This window comes from Heliomarina sp. (assembly GCF_052826185.1).
This window is the reverse complement of sequence record NZ_JBRBUI010000055.1, coordinates 180,639-198,484: the sequence shown is the minus strand read 5'-3', so window position 1 is coordinate 198,484 and position 17,846 is coordinate 180,639. Positions and strand designations below refer to the sequence as shown.

The following is a 17,846-nucleotide window of genomic DNA, read 5'->3' as shown; positions in this document are numbered from 1 at the left end:
CTTATAGCCTTACCCAATCATCTGATCCGGACCGCTTTGCGTTTCATAATGCCGACGTAGTCTCTGTAATGCGATCCGTAGCACGATCTTCCCCGACCTTGCCGACCAACCAAGCCGTTTCTCCGCTGTTTCCAAGCCTTCCAGATAGCAGCAGCAACGCAGTGCGACGTCGCTCAGTCCAGGACCCAGATCGGAAAGCGCCTTAACCACGCGCTCGCGCGCCAATGCAGTACTCATTGAGCTCTCGCCACTATCCATCAGCTCTGACTTGGCGCCACCGGTAAGAAAACTATCCCAGTTCTGCCCCAGCTTTGGTCCCATCTGAGCCAGTTCAAAATCTTCACGAAGTCTTTCCCCTGCCCGCACTAAACTGTCGTTCAAGAATGGCTTTCCATTCCTGTCCCGCCGTCTCGCAAGCGCCACAAGCGGGCTTTCCGTCATATTGTATCGAACCCGTTTGTGTCGTTGGCCGGTGCCGTCCTCTTCGTCTGTTTCGTCCCATTGGCTCCCGCGATATGAAAATGGTCGTTGCTCGTCCTGGAAACCGAGTTCCCTCGCACTCCGTACCCTGTTTTCCTGCTCTGCCAACATCTGGCTTAATGCTGTTCTTCCTGTGGCGGTGATATAGTATCGGCTGATCCGACCCGGGGCAGTGCACGCAATCCAGTCCTTGAGTGCCATGGCCTGAGCAATTCCATTATCCACCACAGCTGTCCGCGTACTTGAGCCGCTGTCATCATCTCGGACGACAACCGCTTTTTCCATATTCTCGGCCACCGCAAGAACGGCACCGCTTTCGCATAGGCGACGCAAGATACGAACCGCTTCTGTTTGTAGTTTGCGCGTATCTGGCAAACTCGTGGCACTGACTGGATTGGCTTGCATTTTGATCGTATTCCTCGTTCTTGATCCGCACCATTCACCAGCGGTCGATGCGACCGGCGCCGAGCAACAGTATGTGCTCGCAAGCATTGACAGGGCTGAATCCACAAGAGGATCATCTCTGCGACTCTCCGTTCTCCGTATCTGGCGGAGAATTGTCGAAGCATGGCAGCCTTCCTCTCGTGCAATATCCCGGATCGATTTCCCATTCTCTGTATGTTGGAGATATCGTGCCGCATAATCCGGAACCCATCGCGGGAGCGATAATTCGGGAAAGTCCTTAGTCATATCCCGGTTCCTGAGATCATGGTAATTGCTCGCGAATTTTCACGGATTGTTAACCACAACTCTGGGTGGAAATGGTTACATGTTAGTTAATACGTTGGATGACCTCATTAGAGTAACTGTTTCATAAACAACGGTGAAACCTCCGTGCGCACAACTGACCTTTTCAGCAACACCAACTGAACTCATGCAAGAAATGGTTCCTCGCAAAGTACGCGATCAATTCAAGAGGAACTTGAATGCAAGACATTCTAAGCATGCTAAAGCAGCTTCACCGGCCGCGACTACTTGTCCGTGCCGCTCGTCTGGGGGCACAGGAATACAATCGCGATCGTCACCTCAAACGATTATTGAGATATCATACCTTACCGCGTGCCTCGTCAGTGTTGATACAGTTGATTGAGGCGGAAAGGATCCTCGATGACCAGCGGCGGTCGGAGGACGCAGGTTATTCGCTGCCGAAACATATCGATTTTCTGATCGCGATAATGGGAGAAGCGCGTTTGATGTCGTGCAGCCGAAGCGACGCTTCTCAGGAATGATTTCGGCCCGGCTGCTAACGGGGCCGAAATCCAAACCAAACTGACGGTTACATGAATGCGTCGGGCATACTGCTTTTCTTTTCAGCGATGTAACTGTTCAATGCTTCTTCAATCGCAGGGTCCAGAGACGGTTGCTGATAGGTATCCAAAAGGTGCGCAACTCGAGCGGTTGCGAGTGCCTGCGTATCCGGAGCGCCTTGTTCCTGCCAAGTTTCGAATGGCCTGTAGTCCAGCAGGTTCGTCCGCCAGAACGCCGTCTTGAAGTTGGCCTGTGTATGAGCACATCCGAGGTAATGACCGCCGGGTCCGACTTCTGCAATGGCCCCCATTGCCTGATCGTCCTCAGTTACATTAACACCCTGAGCCAGCTTATGAAGTACGCCCAATTGATCGGCATCCATGACGAACTTTTCGTAGCTGGATACCAGACCACCTTCGAGCCATCCACAGGCATGGAGCATGAAGTTGACGCCGCCAAGCAACGCCGCGTTAAGCGTATGCGCGGTTTCATATGCAGCCTGAGCATCTGGCAGCTTGGATGCGCAAAGACCGCCACCCGAACGGAACGGGAGGTTGAGACGCCGCGCAAGCTGGCCAGCGCCATACAGAATCTGCGAAGCTTCGGGTGTTCCAAAGGTCGGCGCACCGGAATTCATATCGATCGAGGTCACGAATGCGCCAAAAATGACCGGAGCCCCCGGGCGAACTAACTGGTTATAGGCAACCCCCGCCAGAACCTCGGCCAGAACCTGCGTCAGGGTCCCGGCGACCGAAACTGGCGCCATGGCACCGCCTACGATGAATGGCGACAGGATGCAGGCTTGGTTATTGGCCGCGTAGACTTCCATCGCCCCCATCATGACGTCATCGAAGGTCAACGGAGAGTTCACGTTGATCAAGGAAGTCATCACAGTGTTTTTTTGGACGAAATCCTGACCGAACAGAATACCGCACATGTCCACGGAATCCTGCGCTCTGCTGGGATCGGTCACAGAGCCCATAAACGGCTTGTCCGTCAGGGTCATATGCGCATGGATCATATCCAGATGGCGTTTGTTCACAGGTACGTCGGTAGGCTCGCAAACCGTACCGCCGGAATGGTGCAGCCATTTAGACATGTGTCCAAGCTTCACGAATTTCCGGAAATCATCCATCGTCGCATACCGGCGCCCACCGTTGGCATCGCGTACAAAAGGAGGACCGTAGACCGGCGCGCACACCAGATTCTTGCCGCCGATCACAACGCTTTTCTCGCTGTTGCGCGCATGTTGCGTGAATTGGGACGGTGCGGTCGATATCAGTTTGCGCGCCAAACCACGCGGGATACGCACCCTTTCGCCTTCAACTTCGGCACCGGCATCGCGCCAACGATCCAAAGCCGCCGAGTTATTCACAAAATTTACGCCGATTTCCGCCAAAACGGTCTCAGCGTTGGTCTCGATCACCTCAAGGGCTTCCTCGGACAGTATCTCGAAGTTAGGAATATTCCGCTCGATGTACTTCGCGGTTTCGATCACGACAGCAGTTCTTTCTGCCCGGCGCGCCGCGCCGCCACCGCCGCGTCCTCTGCGTCTTGCGCTTGCTTCTGTCATTTGCCGGGCCTCCGCCATGAAGAAATTTGAACGCTTCCATACCGTAGCCCACCAAGAGAACTGATCAGAATTGCGTCGCTTGAAGTGAAAAAGCGACATTCGCATTCGGAAGCAAGTCAAAATGATCGTAAAGCAGGGCTTTCATTGCGAAGGTCTGACTGCACAGGAAATCCGGATTGGTTATGCAAGCCTCTTGCCTCTCCTCCCCGCGCCGCCTAATCAGCAAACATGAGCCAGATTTCCCATGAACGCCTTCTCATCATCGACTTTGGCAGCCAGGTGACGCAGCTGATCGCGCGACGTCTGCGCGAATTGAATGTCTATTGCGAAATTCATCCATATCAGAACGTCACGGATGCCTTCCTCAAGGAACTCGCACCTAAAGCCGTGATTTTTTCCGGGGGTCCCGACTCGGTGGTTCGCGAAGGTTCGCCACGCCCCCCGAAATCGGTCTACGATCTTGGGGTGCCGATCCTTGGGATCTGTTACGGTCAGCAAGTCATGATGCAGGATCTTGGCGGCAGGGTCGAAGCCGGTGAAAGTCACACCGCAGAGTTCGGACGCGCCTACGTAAAACCTACAGAAGAGAGAATCGATCTTCTTGCTGGGTGGTTCTTGGAAGAACGCGAACAGGTCTGGATGAGCCATGGCGACCATGTGAGTGAAATCGCTCCTGGCTTCGCGGTTTATGGCACCTCTCCCGGCGCCCCATTTGCAATTACCGCCGATCTCGAAAGACGCTTCTACGCGGTGCAATTCCACCCCGAAGTTCACCACACGCCGAACGGCAAGACGATCTACGAAAACTTCGTCCGCGACGCTGGATTCTCAGGTGACTGGACGATGGACGCCTATCGCGAAGAAATGGTCAAGAAGATCAGGGCGCAGGTCGGTGATTCACACGTTATTTGCGCCTTGTCGGGGGGCGTAGACAGCTCTGTGGCTGCAGCTCTGATCCACGAAGCCATTGGCGAGCAGTTGACCTGCGTTTTTGTCGACCATGGGTTGCTGCGTCTGAACGAAGCCGACGAGGTTGTCGGCATGTTCCGCGATCACATGAACCTCAAGGTGATACACGCCCAGGAGCAGGATCTTTTCCTAGGTGAACTGGAGGGCGTGTCTGACCCGGAAACCAAGCGCAAGATCATCGGCAAACTCTTTATCGATGTTTTCCAGAAATACGCGGACCAGATCGAAGGCGCGGGTTACCTGGCTCAGGGTACCCTTTATCCTGATGTCATTGAATCCGTTTCATTCTCTGGCGGCCCCTCGGTTACGATCAAAAGCCATCACAACGTGGGCGGCCTGCCCGAAAAGATGGGGCTCAAACTGGTCGAACCGCTGCGGGAACTCTTCAAGGACGAAGTTCGCGAACTGGGCCGCGAGTTGGGGCTCCCCACCAGCTTTATCGGCCGCCATCCCTTCCCCGGTCCCGGTCTCGCGATCCGTTGCCCCGGAGAAATCACGCGCGACAAGTTGGAAATTCTGCGCAAGGCGGACGCTGTCTATATCGACCAGATCCGCAAGCATGGTCTGTATGACGAAATTTGGCAGGCGTTCGTAGCGATTCTGCCTGTACGTACCGTCGGCGTCATGGGAGACGGGCGAACCTATGATTACGCTTGCGCACTGCGAGCCGTGACTTCTGTCGATGGCATGACAGCGGATTATTATCCCTTCAGTCATGAATTTCTTGGTGAAACGGCCACTCGTATCATCAACGAGGTAAAGGGTATAAACCGCTGCACCTACGATATCACCTCGAAGCCGCCCGGAACGATCGAGTGGGAGTGAGCCGCTCCATCTAGATCAACCAAAACAGGAAATGACCGGAAAGATACGATGAGCAGTACCACCAAAGCCGCTCTTTGGATGATCGGCGCCATCGTATCTTTTTCCTCAATGGCGGTGGCCGGTCGCGAAGTGGCTTACGCGCTCGATACATTCGAGATCATGATGTATCGCAGCCTAATTGGCCTAATCGTCGTTTGCCTAGTATTAACAGCAACTTCCAACTGGCACGTGGTCAAGCGGGAAAAGCTTGGAACTCACCTTATCCGGAACCTCGCTCATTTTTCCGGTCAGAACCTGTGGCTATTCGCGGTAACAGCCATTCCGCTTGCACAGGTTTTCGCACTCGAGTTCACATCACCGCTCTGGGTCTTGGTCTTGTCGCCGCTGGTGCTTGCCGAGAGACTGACACGCATGCGCAGCCTGTGTGCCCTCGTAGGGTTTCTCGGAATTCTTGTCGTCGCGCGGCCCAGCCCAGAAACGATTAACCCAGGTGTTCTGGCCGCCGCCGCCGCCGCACTTTTCTTCGCGACAACAAACATCGTGACAAAGCGTCTGACCCGAACCGAAACAACCGGAAGCATCATGCTTTGGCTGACCGCGATGCAATTAGTGATGGGACTGGTCGCGGCAGGCTATGATGGCGACATTGCTCTACCGGGCCTTGCCGAACTTCCCATGGTCATCGTTATCGCAATCGGTGGCCTCACAGCGCATTTCTGCCTGACAAATGCGCTTTCCATCGCGCCGGCGTCGGTTGTGATTCCTTTCGACTTTGCGCGACTGCCGACGATCGCGATCGTCGGAATGGTTATCTACAATGAGGCGCTCGATATCTGGGTTCTTGTCGGTGCAGCAATGATCTTTGGCGCCAATTACATGAACATCCTGAACGAAACCCGCAGGAATCGGGTCGCCTGATATGTCGCTCTGCTGCCAGATACGGGCATGATAGAGCAAAAGAACATATCCGGACGTGCGTGGGCGGAAATGGCCCTTCTCGGGCTGATCTGGGGCGCAAGTTTCCTCTCCATACGCCTCGCCCTCAACGAAATTCCGGTCTTTACGCTTGTGCTTCACCGCGTAGGCTGGGCAATGCTTGTGCTTTGGGGCGTCGTCTTTCTCATGCGCTTGCCATTACCGCGTGACCTTCGAACGTGGTGGGCCTTCCTAGTCATGGGCGTAGTGAATAACGTCATCCCATTCGCGCTTTTGGCCTGGGGTCAGTTGCATATCGAGACCGGCCTAGCATCGATCCTTAATGGTACCACCGCTATCTTTGGCATCATTCTGGCGGCGATCTTCTTCGCGGACGAAAGGCTTACGGCAAATCGGGTGATCGGCGTGCTACTCGGATTCATCGGGGTCGCCTTTGCCCTCGGGATCGAGTCTCTGGCAAGCTTTGATCTGCGTTCCATCGCACAGTTGGCCGTACTCGGCGCAACGCTCAGCTACGGTCTGGCAAGCTGCTGGGCGCGTGCAAGGCTAAGCCACCTGCCCCCTCAAATAGCCGCCGCCGGGATGTTGACGGGTTCCACGGTGGTGCTGCTGCCTCTTGCCTTGATTTTCGATGGCCGGATTCAGTTCTCGCTGATGCCCATCACATGGGGTGCCATCGCCTATTACTCACTTCTTGGCACCGCCGGGGCGTTCCTCCTCTACTATCGCATCCTTGGGATGGCGGGTAGCGGCAACCTTATGCTAGTCACCCTGATCGTGCCGCCCATCGCAATCGTTCTGGGTGCGGTCGTCCTTGGCGAAGAGCTGCGCCCCAGCGCCTATGTCGGTTTTGCGATTCTGGCGCTTGGCCTTCTTATCCTAAACAAGACATTGAAAATTCCCCGCATGCTCAAGATTGACCCCACCAGCCCGCCTAAGTAGCTAGGGCAAAACAATGGATCGGGTCACCCATGCTGTACTCAACAGCCAGCGAATGGCGCGCGGCGGCGCATAAACGTGTCTTGTTCTTCGGAATGTCTGGTCTCGGCAAGACATTCCTGTCGAACATGCTGCGCAGCGCCGGAGACTGGTTTCACTACTCCATCGATTACCGCATCGGTACGCGCTATATGGGCGAATACATAGCAGACAACGCCAAAGCCGAAGCGATGAAGGTGCCTTTCCTGAAGGAAATGCTGCTCTCGGATTCGATCTACATCGGTTCGAACCTGACCTTTGAAAATCTCAAACCAGTCTCCGCCTATCTTGGCAAGCCAGGCGATCCATCAAAGGGCGGGCTCGAGATGGATGAATATCGCAGAAGGCAGGAACAGTTCAGGCAGTCGGAAATCCATGCGCTCATGGATACCCAATATTTTATCGAACGCGCCGGTCGGCTTTACAACTACCCGCATTTCATCTGCGATACGGGCGGGTCGATCTGCGAGTGGGTCGATGCCGAAGACCCGAACGATCTGATTCTCAAGGAACTCAACCGCCAGACACTGATGATCTGGATCAAAGGCGACGAGGCTCACACCCAAGAGCTGATACGTCGTTTCGACAAAGCGCCCAAGCCGATGGCTTATCAACCCGAGTTTCTGGCGTCGGTTTGGGAAGAGTACCTACGGGAAAAGAGTGCCGCACCTGACGAGGTCGACCCCGATGCATTCATCAGGTGGACATATTCCAAGGCCTTGGCACACCGGCAGCCCCGCTATGAAGCGATGGCAAAATGGGGTGTAACTGTGACTGCCGATCAGGTGTCTCAGGTCAAAACCGAGCAGGATTTTGAGGACCTGATCGCCGCATCCATAGAGGCGAAGGATTAATATCCGGGCAAAGCTGTTTTGCTAGCGTCTTGGCAATTGCAAAACCCTCCCATATCTAGTCGCCGCACCAAATCCGAAAGTTTCGATATGCCTATTAAAATCCCGGCCAGTCTGCCCGCCTATGACGTACTTACCCGCGAGGGCGTCATGGTGATGGACGAAGATCAGGCGGCCCGTCAGGACATTCGACCACTTCGGATCGGCCTCCTGAACCTGATGCCCAAAAAGATCCAAACGGAAAACCAGTTCGCCCGGTTGATCGGTGCCACGCCGCTTCAGATCGAACTGTCCCTGATCCGGATGAGCGAACATCAGACTAGGAACACGGCGGCCGAGCATATGGAGAGTTTTTATCGCCCGTTCAGCGATGTCCGAGACGAAAAGTTCGATGGCTTGATCATCACAGGCGCGCCGATCGAACACCTTGATTTCGGGGACGTCACCTATTGGGACGAGATCACGCAGGTTTTTGACTGGACGCAGACGAACGTGCATTCAACCTTTGGCGTCTGCTGGGGTGGAATGGCGATGATCAACTATATGCACGGCGTCAAAAAACACATCCTCGAGCACAAGGCATTTGGCTGTTTTCGGCATAGGAACCTCGCACCTGCCTCTCCCTACCTGCGCGGTTTCTCGGACGATTTCGTCATTCCTGTCAGCCGTTGGACAGAGATGAAACAGGATGAAATCGCTGCCGTCGATGGTCTGAGGACGCTCTTGGGCAGCGACGAAGTCGGACCCTGTCTTGTCGAGGATCCTGCCCATCGCGCGATCTATATATTCAATCATTTCGAATATGATCGGGACACTTTGAAACAGGAATACGACCGCGATGTAGAAACCGGCACGGCGATCAACGTTCCCGTTAACTATTACCCGGACGATGATCCATCTCAGCCGCCTAAAAACAGATGGCGCAGTCACGCGCATCTGCTTTACGGGAACTGGATCAACCAGATCTACCAGTCGACGCCGTTCGACATCAGCGACATAGGGAATTCCTGAGGTACTTCGCTCCCGGCCCGGAAAGCTGCCGCAAGTCTTACACGGGTTTGCGTTAAGCCCTTTAACATTCCATATTGCACGGACCACAGCGAGAAGGATTCTCCATCATGGATCTGCCTTTTGACGGTGCGATCAGCGCATTCCTGAGCGACGAAGCCCCCGACGAGGTTCGGAAGGCTATCAAACGCGCCGACAAGGATGAGATCCTCAATCCCGCCTATCCCCATTCCGAGCGGATGTCCCGAAAGACTTACGAGAAAGATCTTGATAAACTTCAAATCGAACTCGCTAAGATGCAGGCTTCGATGCAAAGCAGCGGGCAACGCATCGCCATTCTTTTCGAGGGTCGCGATGCGGCTGGTAAAGGTGGTACGATCAAAAGGTTTCGCGAAAACCTGAACCCCCGCACCGCTCGTGTCATTGCCCTGCCGAAACCGAGTGAAGCGGAACAAGGCCAATGGTATTTTCAGCGATACATCTCTCATCTGCCAACCAGCGGTGAAATGTGTTTCTACGACAGAAGCTGGTACAACCGCGGCGTCGTTGAAAAGGTATTTGGCTTTTGTACAGACGAAGAACGGGAACGGTTTTTTCGTCAGGTAACTCCCTTGGAAGCGGCTTTGGCCGGCGATGGCATTCACCTTTTCAAATTCTGGCTGAACGTGGGTCGAGCCGAGCAATTGCGGCGGTTCCTGAAACGTGAATCGGATCCATTAAAGCAATGGAAACTCAGCAAGATCGATGTCGAAGGGCTTCGGAAATGGGACGAGTATTCAGCTGCGATTGCTGAAACCCTTGACCGCACACATAACCAAATAACCCCGTGGACAATCATCCGTTCCGACGACAAGCGCCGTGCCCGGTTAAATGCAATTCGTACGGTCCTGCATGGCGTGGACTATGCAGGCAAGGACAAAAAAGCCATCGGAAAGATCGACGATAACATCTGCAGTTCACCGGAAATCTGGGATGCCTAAACGCGGATACCATCACGGCAATCTGCGCCAGGCTCTCGTTGACTCCGCACTTGAGTTGATCCGGGAGAAAGGCCCGACCGGATTCACCCTTTCCGAAGCGGCCAAACAGGCTGGCGTAACACCTGCAGCCGTCTATCGCCATTTCGAGGGGCGCGAAGATCTCATCGCAGAAGCGGCGCGACAGGGATACGAAATCTTCGCTGAACTAATGCAATATGCCTATGACAAGGGCCAGCCTTCGGCATTGTCCGCGTTCGAAGCCACTGGGCGTGCCTATCTGGCATTTGCTCGAAAATACCCCGGGCATTACATCGCGATGTTCGAAAGCGGCATCTCGGTGAACCGGACACCGGAACTCGCAGCCATTTCGCAAAAAGCGCGATCAGTGTTGGAACGGGCCGCGACCGATCTCAGCAAAAAGATCCCGCCGGAAAAACGCCCTCCTCCGGCAATGTTTTCGGCCCATATCTGGGCGTTGAGCCACGGCGTCGTCGAACTCTTTGCACGCAACTCTCCGGGTACTCAAAGCCCGTTTCCAGCTGATGAGCTCCTTGAAACCGGTATTGGTGTTTACCTCCGAGGTCTTGGTTTGATCGACCCAGACGGTTGAACCGCCTTGCGCCGTATCAGCGCAAATCATAAAATCCAACGAAACACCCAGTATTTTTGAAGGCCCGCTGCATTGTCTCCAATACTATCTGACACGACCCTAATCCGCCGCTCCAGACTGAGGGAGCTCAAGGATCGCGAGCGAGCCTATCACGACCTGCAATTCCTGAAATGCCTGCCCGACACTGCACGCAGCGCCTGCCTCGACATGCTGGACCGATCGCATTCTCAAGTGCGCCAGGACCTATTCGCGCTTTCAGCGCTCGATTTCAAAAAGAACGGCTTCTTTGTCGAATTCGGAGCGACTAATGGTGTCGAGCTCTCGAATTCCCTTTTGATGGAGCAGGAGTTTGGCTGGTCCGGCATTCTTGCAGAACCTGCGCAGGGTTGGCACAGCGCACTGAGGCAAAACCGCAAAGCTGAGATAGACACACGCTGTGTCTGGAAGGAAAGCGGGCACGAAGTTCAGTTTACCGAGACCGCCAGCGCAATCAATTCATCCATATCGACCTTTGTTAAAACCTCCCGCAAGATGCGCGGACAGAGTTATACGGTCGAAACGGTCTCATTGAACGACCTTCTGGAAAGCCACAACGCACCGGGAGAAATTGACTACATCTCGATCGACACCGAAGGCAGTGAATTCGACATTCTGAATGCCCTTGATTTCGACCGGTGGTCGTTTCGCGTCATGACGGTTGAACACAACTTCGAACCACAGCGGGAACAAATTCAGGAGTTGCTCAAGTCCAAGGGATACACCCACGTTTATCCCGAAGTGTCCCGTTTCGACGATTGGTATCTGAGAACCTAGAATTGTCGCGGAAACGGTTTCGACCGTTTCACGGCCTCTTTCCACAAGCGATCCCGATCATTCTGAGCCGTCGCGGAATAGTCATTCCCAAGCACAATATCGGCGACTCTCGCCGCAGTCAGTACGGTGTTTTCACCCTCCAACTCGGTTTTGATCCGAAAGCTTCGCAGCTTTGATTTCGCCTTTTCCCAGCGGGCAGCCAGACGCTTTCGGCTGACATCGGAAACACCTTCGGAAATCAATTTCTCGAGGGTTTCGCTTTCGCCCTTCAAGGCCGCATATTCACGAAGACGCCGAATAACATCCTGCTGTTCGTCAACCCCATGACCTTTATGGTCGGCCAGTACAAATCGAAACCAGGCCGCATAGTCGGGCTTCTCCTCGACTTCCAGAATGTGCCGAACCGTTTCCATGACCTGAAAGAATGCACCCCGTACGCTGGTTCCGAAGTCAGCTACATCGCGCATCTGGTCAGCATTATTTTCGGCGGCAAATCTTGCAGCCGGATTGCTGGCATCTTTCTTTATGGACTTTGAATTGTGGGCCGCGCCGGTACTGGCGGCGCTCTTACCGCTTATCGTAATCGGATGTCGCAGGTCAAAGTGCCTGGCATTCTGAAATATTGCAAGATCAGTAAAATAAAGATCCGGACTGGTCCCGTTGAAGAAAACGCCGTTGGGCGCGCGATTTTTTTCCATGAAAGCACGGGACGCCGCTCCGTGGTAAATCGTCGGCGCACGGAAACCCTCGTAATCCGCCTGCAGCAGTTTGGATTTCATCAACTTCATATCAATCTGCTCGAGCGCACCGAAAAGGAACTTCTTTTCAAACCGAACGCCGCCGTTCTTGCCCGAGTAGTTGTCGGTCACCCAACCGAATGTAGGGATAGACCAGCTCAGCGAATCCGGTTGAAAATGTTCAACAACTTCCCTGAATACCGAGAACTGTTGGGGAATAAATGCGTCATCGTCTCCAATATAGATAACGTAATCGCCCGTCGCATGTGATAGTGAAAATTCGAAATTCTGCCGCATCGAGATACGCGTGCCGGTGTTGATAACCTTGAGACGCGGATCGTTTATCTCGGCCAGAACTTCTTCTGTGTTGTCAGTACTCGCATTATTGCTGACGATGATCTCGATATCGTCATCATCAATGTCCAGCACTGTCTGCAGGCAATGGCGGAGGTAGAATGCACGCTCACGCGTAGGGATAATGATGCTTACGCGCATATCTTTCATCCGATGCGTTTCAGAAAACCATCCGGCGCCACGGAGACCAGCAACTTATGGTCGATGCTTTTGTCGATTTCGAATTCAGGGTGCGATTTGAGATATGCGTGTAGCGCCGTCTTGGGATTATCCCCGGGGCCCCAGGGGCGATCACCGAACATATCTGCGGGAAGATCTTCGATGACCGTATCGAAGACAACGCAATAGCTGTCTTTGCTCACGAGTGGCGCATAAGCCTCAAGCTCCGCAAGGACATGTTCATGCGTGTGATTGCTATCAAGGCAGACTAGAACACGCCTATACCTGCCTGCGATCATTTTGACTTTTTCGATGATCTCGCTGTCGACGCTTGATCCCTGGATCATCTCAATACGACTGGCCATCGGATGCGCTTCGATAGCGGCCTTGTTATGCGCTCGGATATCGATATCGACTCCCAAAACTTTCCGTTCGGATTTCGATGGATCGATATTCTTACCGGCTTCAATTGCTTCACACATGTCAAGCATCGCAAGAGCGGCCGCAGACATGATAAGAGAGCCCCCATGGGCAATACCGGTTTCGATGATGAGATCGGGCTTTATCTGCCAGATCAGTTCCTGCATCGCGACCATGTCCTGTGGGTACTGGATGATCGGACGACCAAGCGAGGTGAAGGTGTAAGAATATTTCTTGGCATTAACCAGCCGCATCCATTCATTGGAAGCGGCGGCGATATCCTGATCCTTACCAAGCTCGCGGATGATCTCTTGCCGTTCCTGCTCGAATTCCTTGATCGGATCCATGTCAATTCTCTCTTTTCACGTTGAAACCGGTCGTGCCGGGATGCCTGCAACGACGGTATTTTCTGGAACGTCGCAGGTAACTGTCGCCCCTGCGCCTACCACAGAGCCAGCCCCGATGTGAAGCCGCGGCAGCACTGTTGCTCCCGCCCCGATGAACGCATTTTCACCGACATGCACGCAACCACATAGCGTTGCTCCGGGCGCAATATGTACGCCATCAGCAAGGATGCATTCGTGGTCGACAACTGCACCGTGATTGATAATTGCGCCACGACCGATCCGTGCGTTAGCGGCCAGCACAGACTGCGCCATTACATGCGATCCTTTGCCGACGGTCGAAGACGGTGCACAATATGCCAAGGGATGGATCAGTTCGGGCGTCTCGAGCCCGCTTGCCACGAAAAGATCAAGGATTTCCAACCGATCAGCGCCGCGTCCTCCACCGATCGCGACCAGACCGCTAAGATTTTCTGCCCGAAACTCCTCAATTAAAGCTCTGAAACCTTTGATGCCAACTACAAGAGAAACGCCGTTCTGAATCGTCCGAGCATTTCGATCATTATCGATCAACCCAACGATTCTGTCGTTTGGTCCAAGCATATCTCGCAGAACGCGGGCGTGTCCCGAGCTGCCCCAGACAACGAAACGGCGTTCATCCATCCAAAAGACCTCGGATAACCGCGCACACCCGGTCAATGTCGTCATCGGTCATATCATGATAGCTTGGCAGGTTGAGCGCACGTTCTGCAATGTCTTCGGCTACTGGGGTCGCAAAGCGGTTTTCGAAAAAATCCAATTCGGACAATGGGCTAAAGAACACGCGTGCGTCGATATCCGCCAATTGAAAAGCTGCAATTGCCTTGTCTCTGGTGACGCCGGTCTTCTTGTCGAAGACAACTGTCGGCATCCAGGCTCCGTTAACCACGTGGTCCGGTTCGGGGTTCATCGCGATACTATTGCTTGGCAAGAGACGATGCTTGTAGGCGGCAAGAATCTCCCGCTTGCGCGAGGTAAGCTCTTCCGCCCGTTCCACCTGAGCACAGCCAATGGCCGCCTGAAGGTTCGAAATCTTGTATTTGAACCCAACCATGTCCGGCCAGAACTGTCGCGTCTGCTGCCGCGACCGCCCGTGGTTGCTTAGCGTAAGGACTGTTTCGTATAGACCTGGGTCGCTGGTAACGAACATCCCGCCTTCGCCCGTAGTCATCGTCTTGGTACCGTGGAAGGAAAACGTACCAAATCTTCCCATGGAGCCTGCTCTCTGACCCCGATATTGCGATCCCAATGCCTCCGCAGCGTCCTCGATCAACGTTAGTCCATGGCGTTCCGCAATATCCTGTAACGCTGCCATATCGCAAAGGTTACCGTAGATATGAGTAGCCACAATTGCCTTCGTTTTCGGCGTGATGGCGGCGACCACTTTATCCGGATCGATGCACCAGGATACGGGATCCACATCCACAAAGACCGGAGTGGCACCCAAATGCACAATAGGCGCAGCAGTGGCGATCCAGTTCGTGTCGGCAAGGATGACTTCGTCACCGCTGGAGACGCCAAGCGCCGCAAGCCCCATATGCATGGCGCCCGTGCAGCTGGAGGTGGCAATCGCGTAATCTACTCCCAGATACTCGCGAAACCCCGCCTCGAACCGGTGAATATAGTCGTAGCACTTTGCCCCCCACCCATTTCGGGCCGCGTCCGTCGCATATTCAACTTCGAGATCGGTTATGGAAGGACGCGTATAGGCAATGCGGCTCATGAGATTTTCAGCCTCGGTACAGCAGTGACAAATTTCGTGCCAAGTCCCGAGAGTTCAGTAAGCTGGGCTCTGACTTCGGGCATGATGTTCCAAGGAAAGACGACAAGATAGTCTGGCCACTCCAAGTCAAGCACGGAAGGCGGTCGAATTGGAATGTGGCTTCCAGGCAAGTACTTGCCCTGCTTCGACGCTGCTGCGTCACACACAAAGGGGATAAGATCGGGCTTTATCCCCGCGAAATTTGCCAAGGTATTGCCTTTTGCCGCCGCGCCATATGCTGCCACAGATTTCCCATCGCGCCGCGCGTCTAGCAAGAACCGCAGAAACTCATTTCGGACGCTTTCGGCCTTCGACTGAAATGCGGAATAAAAATTATCTTCCTCCATACCGCGCCGACGCTCCTCTGCCAGTAGTTCTGCGACACTCGACCGGGACGCATGATCGGCTTGCTCGAGGCAAGCGTAAACTCTCAGCGATCCCCCATGGGTCGGCAGCTCTTCGACGTCGAAAACTCTCAGGCCGGCAGAAGCCATGATCTTGGTTACGCTGAGCAGCGACAGATAGGAAAAGTGTTCGTGATAAACTGTGTCGAACTGGTTGAATTCAACCAATCGCATCAGATGCGGAAACTCCAGCGTGACCACGCCTTGCGGTTTCAAGGCAGCAGAAAAACCCAAGGTAAAGTCATTAATATCAGGCACATGCGCGTAGACATTATTACCAAGGATCAAGTCCGCTTGCGGCAGTGCCTTTGCCATTTCCTCGCCAAAGAATTCTTGAAGCACAGAAATCCCGAGCGCTTCGGCAGCTTCAGCTGTGCTTTTTGTCGGCTCAACACCGAGACAGGGAATGTCTTTTTCCAGGAAATTCTTCAGGAGGTAGCCATCATTTGACGCAACCTCGATGACATGACTTTCGGAATTCAAGGACAGACGTTCCACTATCATGTCGACATATTCCGCCGCATGCGCCAGCCAGCTCTTCGAGGTCGAGGAAAAATATGCGTAGTCCTCAGTAAACAATTGATCTGCTTCAGCAAAATCTTCCGTCTGTACAAGGCGGCACGATGAGCAAACCCAGAGCCGCAACGGAAAGGTCACCTCCGGTCGGGATAAATCCTCATCGGTCAAATAAGCGTTCGACGGCGGTGCGTGACCGAGATCAAGAAACTTGAGCGTAAGCTCTCTCTTACAGTGGCGGCATTCATTGGTCACAGCGGAGGAACGTCCTTTAATCGAGGAAGCGTGGTATCGCGCTCAGACAGATTGCGCGGCTCTAGCGGCCAGTCAATTGCAAGCGCAGGATCTAGAGGGTTAACCCCACCTTCCGATGAAGGAGTGTAAGGCGAGGAATGAAAATACTGGAGCTCTGAATTCGACTTCAATGTTTGGAAACCGTGGGCGAAACCTTCGGGAACATAAATTGCATTTCGCAGATCACCGTTCAACTCGATTGTTAAATGCTTGCCGAAAGTATCTGATTCTGAACGCAAATCCACCACAATGTCCAAAACAGATCCACGCAGGCATCGTACCAGCTTCACTTCTCGATGCGGAGACCGCTGAAAGTGCATCCCCCGCAAAGTTCCCACCTCGACGCTATGCGACATGTTGATCTGCGCCCAGTTCGTGTTGAGACCATTTGCAGCAAACTCGTCTTCGCAATACATGCGGGCAAAAAACCCTCGCTCGTCCAATCGCGGTTCTAACTGCACCTCATAAGCGCCTGACAATGAGAGAGGAATGAACTTCATCCTGACATCTCGAAGTCACGGATTTGCGCTAAGGTTACCGGTAGAACATCGCGACCCTCAGAAGCGGCTTTGTACCATAGCATGGTTTCCCGAACACTTCTCTCGAAATCCCAGCGTGGCGCATAACTAAGTTCGTTGCGCGCTCTTTCAATTCTAAGGCTCAACAGTCCGGCTTCGTGAGGGGCTCCTGATTGGGATGCATCTTCCCACTTTCCAGGCCACGAACCGAGAGCCGTATTCACCAATTCCCTCACCGGGCGTACATCGCTCGACTCCGGCCCGAAATTATAGCTGTCGGAGAGTTTGACACCTTCATACAACGCTTCGGCAAGCAGCATGTACCCGGACAGCGGCTCCAGAACGTGTTGCCAAGGTCTGGATGATCCTGGGTTTCGAACCGTTAGGGTTTTCCCCTCAGACAGCGCCCGAGCAAGGTCGGGCAGAATTCTGTTCGCGGCCCAATCCCCCCCGCCAATCACATTACCAGCCCGAGCCGTAGCGACACGTACTTTTAGATCCCCAAAGAAGGATTTCCGCCAACTTGCAATCAGCAACTCACAAGCCGCTTTACTGGCACTGTAAGGATCGTGGCCACCAAGCCGATCTTCTTCGCGATACGGATAGATCCATTCGCGATTTTCATACACTTTATCGGTGGTGATCATTACTGCGGCGCAGGGTTTTGCAACCTCACGCAGCGCTTGCAAAACATGAGCTGTCCCCATCACATTCGTGTCCCAATTGATCAGGGGGTCTTCGTAGGACGCAAGAACTAGCGGCTGGGCAGCCAGATGAAAGAGAAGGTCCGGCTCAGCCTCAATGACCGACTGGCGAACCGTTTCATAACTGCGAATATCGCCTATTTTGTGGTTCACGCGGTCGGCCAGATGCAATTGTTCAAATAGTGACGGATCCGTTTCAGGTTCTAAAGCGATACCTGAAACCTTGGCGCCAAGCTCCGACAACCAAAGGGATAACCAGCTTCCCTTGAAACCAGTATGACCGGTTATCAGCACCGATTTACCCTGCCAGAATCCTGCCATCGA

The 17,846-nt window shown here is 53.8% G+C and carries 18 protein-coding genes; 9 read left to right on the top strand and 9 right to left on the bottom strand.

Annotation, left to right across the window (positions count from 1 at the left end; all coding sequences use genetic code 11):
• Positions 1-9: 9 nt before the first annotated feature.
• Entirely contained in the window at positions 10-1,170 is a 1,161-nt protein-coding gene (locus ACU0FH_RS23845) for a DUF6456 domain-containing protein (RefSeq protein WP_446197178.1), read from the bottom strand.
• Positions 1,171-1,406: 236 nt separating this feature from the next.
• On the opposite strand from ACU0FH_RS23845, the gene ACU0FH_RS23840 reads away from it, so the two are divergent.
• On the top strand, positions 1,407-1,709 hold the full coding sequence (locus ACU0FH_RS23840; protein WP_446197177.1) for a DUF6477 family protein: 303 nt from the start codon (positions 1,407-1,409) through the stop codon (positions 1,707-1,709).
• A 47-nt stretch (positions 1,710-1,756) separates the two neighbouring features.
• Here ACU0FH_RS23840 and ACU0FH_RS23835 read toward each other — a convergent pair whose 3' ends face one another.
• Positions 1,757-3,301, bottom strand: a complete 1,545-nt coding sequence (locus tag ACU0FH_RS23835; protein ID WP_446197279.1) for a trimethylamine methyltransferase family protein — start codon at positions 3,299-3,301, stop codon at positions 1,757-1,759.
• A gap of 228 nt (positions 3,302-3,529) precedes the next feature.
• Here ACU0FH_RS23835 and guaA point away from each other — a divergent pair, with 228 nt between their 5' ends.
• From guaA to ACU0FH_RS23795, 8 genes are all read left to right on the top strand, one after another.
• A complete protein-coding gene (gene guaA, locus ACU0FH_RS23830; protein ID WP_446197176.1) occupies positions 3,530-5,095 on the top strand; it encodes a glutamine-hydrolyzing GMP synthase in 1,566 nt (521 codons plus the stop codon).
• 48 nt (positions 5,096-5,143) lie between these two features.
• A complete protein-coding gene (locus ACU0FH_RS23825) occupies positions 5,144-6,013 on the top strand; it encodes a DMT family transporter (protein WP_446197175.1) in 870 nt (289 codons plus the stop codon).
• 27 nt (positions 6,014-6,040) lie between these two features.
• Positions 6,041-6,973: a DMT family transporter gene (locus ACU0FH_RS23820; protein WP_446197174.1), complete on the top strand. Its 933-nt coding sequence runs from the start codon at positions 6,041-6,043 to the stop codon at positions 6,971-6,973.
• Positions 6,974-7,002: 29 nt separating this feature from the next.
• Positions 7,003-7,863, top strand: a complete 861-nt coding sequence (locus ACU0FH_RS23815; RefSeq protein ID WP_446197173.1) for an ATPase — start codon at positions 7,003-7,005, stop codon at positions 7,861-7,863.
• Positions 7,864-7,950: 87 nt separating this feature from the next.
• Entirely contained in the window at positions 7,951-8,871 is a 921-nt protein-coding gene (gene metA / locus ACU0FH_RS23810; RefSeq protein ID WP_446197172.1) for a homoserine O-acetyltransferase MetA, read from the top strand.
• Between the two features lie 107 nt (positions 8,872-8,978).
• Positions 8,979-9,848, top strand: coding sequence for a polyphosphate kinase 2 (ppk2, locus tag ACU0FH_RS23805; protein ID WP_446197171.1), 870 nt, complete (start codon positions 8,979-8,981; stop codon positions 9,846-9,848).
• A complete protein-coding gene (locus tag ACU0FH_RS23800) occupies positions 9,841-10,458 on the top strand; it encodes a TetR/AcrR family transcriptional regulator (RefSeq protein WP_446197170.1) in 618 nt (205 codons plus the stop codon). Before ppk2 ends, ACU0FH_RS23800 begins: the two co-directional genes overlap by 8 nt.
• A gap of 72 nt (positions 10,459-10,530) precedes the next feature.
• Entirely contained in the window at positions 10,531-11,271 is a 741-nt protein-coding gene (locus tag ACU0FH_RS23795; protein WP_446197169.1) for an FkbM family methyltransferase, read from the top strand.
• Here ACU0FH_RS23795 and ACU0FH_RS23790 read toward each other — a convergent pair.
• From ACU0FH_RS23790 to rfbG, 7 genes are read right to left on the bottom strand one after another with little or no spacing between them, the layout of a single operon-like run.
• Positions 11,268-12,503, bottom strand: a complete 1,236-nt coding sequence (locus ACU0FH_RS23790; protein ID WP_446197168.1) for a glycosyltransferase family 2 protein — start codon at positions 12,501-12,503, stop codon at positions 11,268-11,270. The two genes, ACU0FH_RS23795 and ACU0FH_RS23790, sit on opposite strands and share 4 nt — an antisense overlap.
• Positions 12,504-12,508: 5 nt before the next feature.
• Positions 12,509-13,288: a cephalosporin hydroxylase family protein gene (locus ACU0FH_RS23785; RefSeq protein WP_446197167.1), complete on the bottom strand. Its 780-nt coding sequence runs from the start codon at positions 13,286-13,288 to the stop codon at positions 12,509-12,511.
• A 15-nt stretch (positions 13,289-13,303) separates the two neighbouring features.
• On the bottom strand, positions 13,304-13,948 hold the full coding sequence (locus ACU0FH_RS23780) for an acetyltransferase (protein ID WP_446197166.1): 645 nt from the start codon (positions 13,946-13,948) through the stop codon (positions 13,304-13,306).
• On the bottom strand, positions 13,941-15,047 hold the full coding sequence (locus ACU0FH_RS23775) for a DegT/DnrJ/EryC1/StrS family aminotransferase (RefSeq protein ID WP_446197165.1): 1,107 nt from the start codon (positions 15,045-15,047) through the stop codon (positions 13,941-13,943). Before ACU0FH_RS23775 ends, ACU0FH_RS23780 begins: the two co-directional genes overlap by 8 nt.
• Entirely contained in the window at positions 15,044-16,261 is a 1,218-nt protein-coding gene (locus ACU0FH_RS23770; protein ID WP_446197164.1) for a class I SAM-dependent methyltransferase, read from the bottom strand. Before ACU0FH_RS23770 ends, ACU0FH_RS23775 begins: the two co-directional genes overlap by 4 nt.
• Positions 16,258-16,800 (bottom strand): dTDP-4-dehydrorhamnose 3,5-epimerase family protein, encoded by a 543-nt coding sequence (locus ACU0FH_RS23765; protein ID WP_446197163.1) that lies wholly within the window; start codon positions 16,798-16,800, stop codon positions 16,258-16,260. The genes ACU0FH_RS23770 and ACU0FH_RS23765 overlap by 4 nt, the downstream gene beginning before the upstream one ends.
• Positions 16,797-17,843, bottom strand: coding sequence for a CDP-glucose 4,6-dehydratase (gene rfbG, locus ACU0FH_RS23760; RefSeq protein WP_446197162.1), 1,047 nt, complete (start codon positions 17,841-17,843; stop codon positions 16,797-16,799). Before rfbG ends, ACU0FH_RS23765 begins: the two co-directional genes overlap by 4 nt.
• Positions 17,844-17,846: the final 3 nt, after the last annotated feature.

Coding starts and splice junctions, on each gene's coding strand:
- ACU0FH_RS23825 (WP_446197175.1), top strand. CDS start 5,144: ATGAGCAGTACCACCAAAGCCGCTCTTTGGATGATCGGCGCCATCGTA.
- ACU0FH_RS23815 (WP_446197173.1), top strand. CDS start 7,003: ATGCTGTACTCAACAGCCAGCGAATGGCGCGCGGCGGCGCATAAACGT.
- ACU0FH_RS23845 (WP_446197178.1), bottom strand. CDS start 1,170: ATGACTAAGGACTTTCCCGAATTATCGCTCCCGCGATGGGTTCCGGAT.
- metA (WP_446197172.1), top strand. CDS start 7,951: ATGCCTATTAAAATCCCGGCCAGTCTGCCCGCCTATGACGTACTTACC.
- guaA (WP_446197176.1), top strand. CDS start 3,530: ATGAGCCAGATTTCCCATGAACGCCTTCTCATCATCGACTTTGGCAGC.
- ACU0FH_RS23765 (WP_446197163.1), bottom strand. CDS start 16,800: ATGAAGTTCATTCCTCTCTCATTGTCAGGCGCTTATGAGGTGCAGTTA.
- ACU0FH_RS23775 (WP_446197165.1), bottom strand. CDS start 15,047: ATGAGCCGCATTGCCTATACGCGTCCTTCCATAACCGATCTCGAAGTT.
- ACU0FH_RS23840 (WP_446197177.1), top strand. CDS start 1,407: ATGCAAGACATTCTAAGCATGCTAAAGCAGCTTCACCGGCCGCGACTA.
- rfbG (WP_446197162.1), bottom strand. CDS start 17,843: ATGGCAGGATTCTGGCAGGGTAAATCGGTGCTGATAACCGGTCATACT.
- ACU0FH_RS23835 (WP_446197279.1), bottom strand. CDS start 3,301: ATGACAGAAGCAAGCGCAAGACGCAGAGGACGCGGCGGTGGCGGCGCG.
- ACU0FH_RS23780 (WP_446197166.1), bottom strand. CDS start 13,948: ATGGATGAACGCCGTTTCGTTGTCTGGGGCAGCTCGGGACACGCCCGC.
- ACU0FH_RS23800 (WP_446197170.1), top strand. CDS start 9,841: ATGCCTAAACGCGGATACCATCACGGCAATCTGCGCCAGGCTCTCGTT.
- ACU0FH_RS23790 (WP_446197168.1), bottom strand. CDS start 12,503: ATGCGCGTAAGCATCATTATCCCTACGCGTGAGCGTGCATTCTACCTC.
- ppk2 (WP_446197171.1), top strand. CDS start 8,979: ATGGATCTGCCTTTTGACGGTGCGATCAGCGCATTCCTGAGCGACGAA.
- ACU0FH_RS23785 (WP_446197167.1), bottom strand. CDS start 13,288: ATGGATCCGATCAAGGAATTCGAGCAGGAACGGCAAGAGATCATCCGC.
- ACU0FH_RS23820 (WP_446197174.1), top strand. CDS start 6,041: ATGATAGAGCAAAAGAACATATCCGGACGTGCGTGGGCGGAAATGGCC.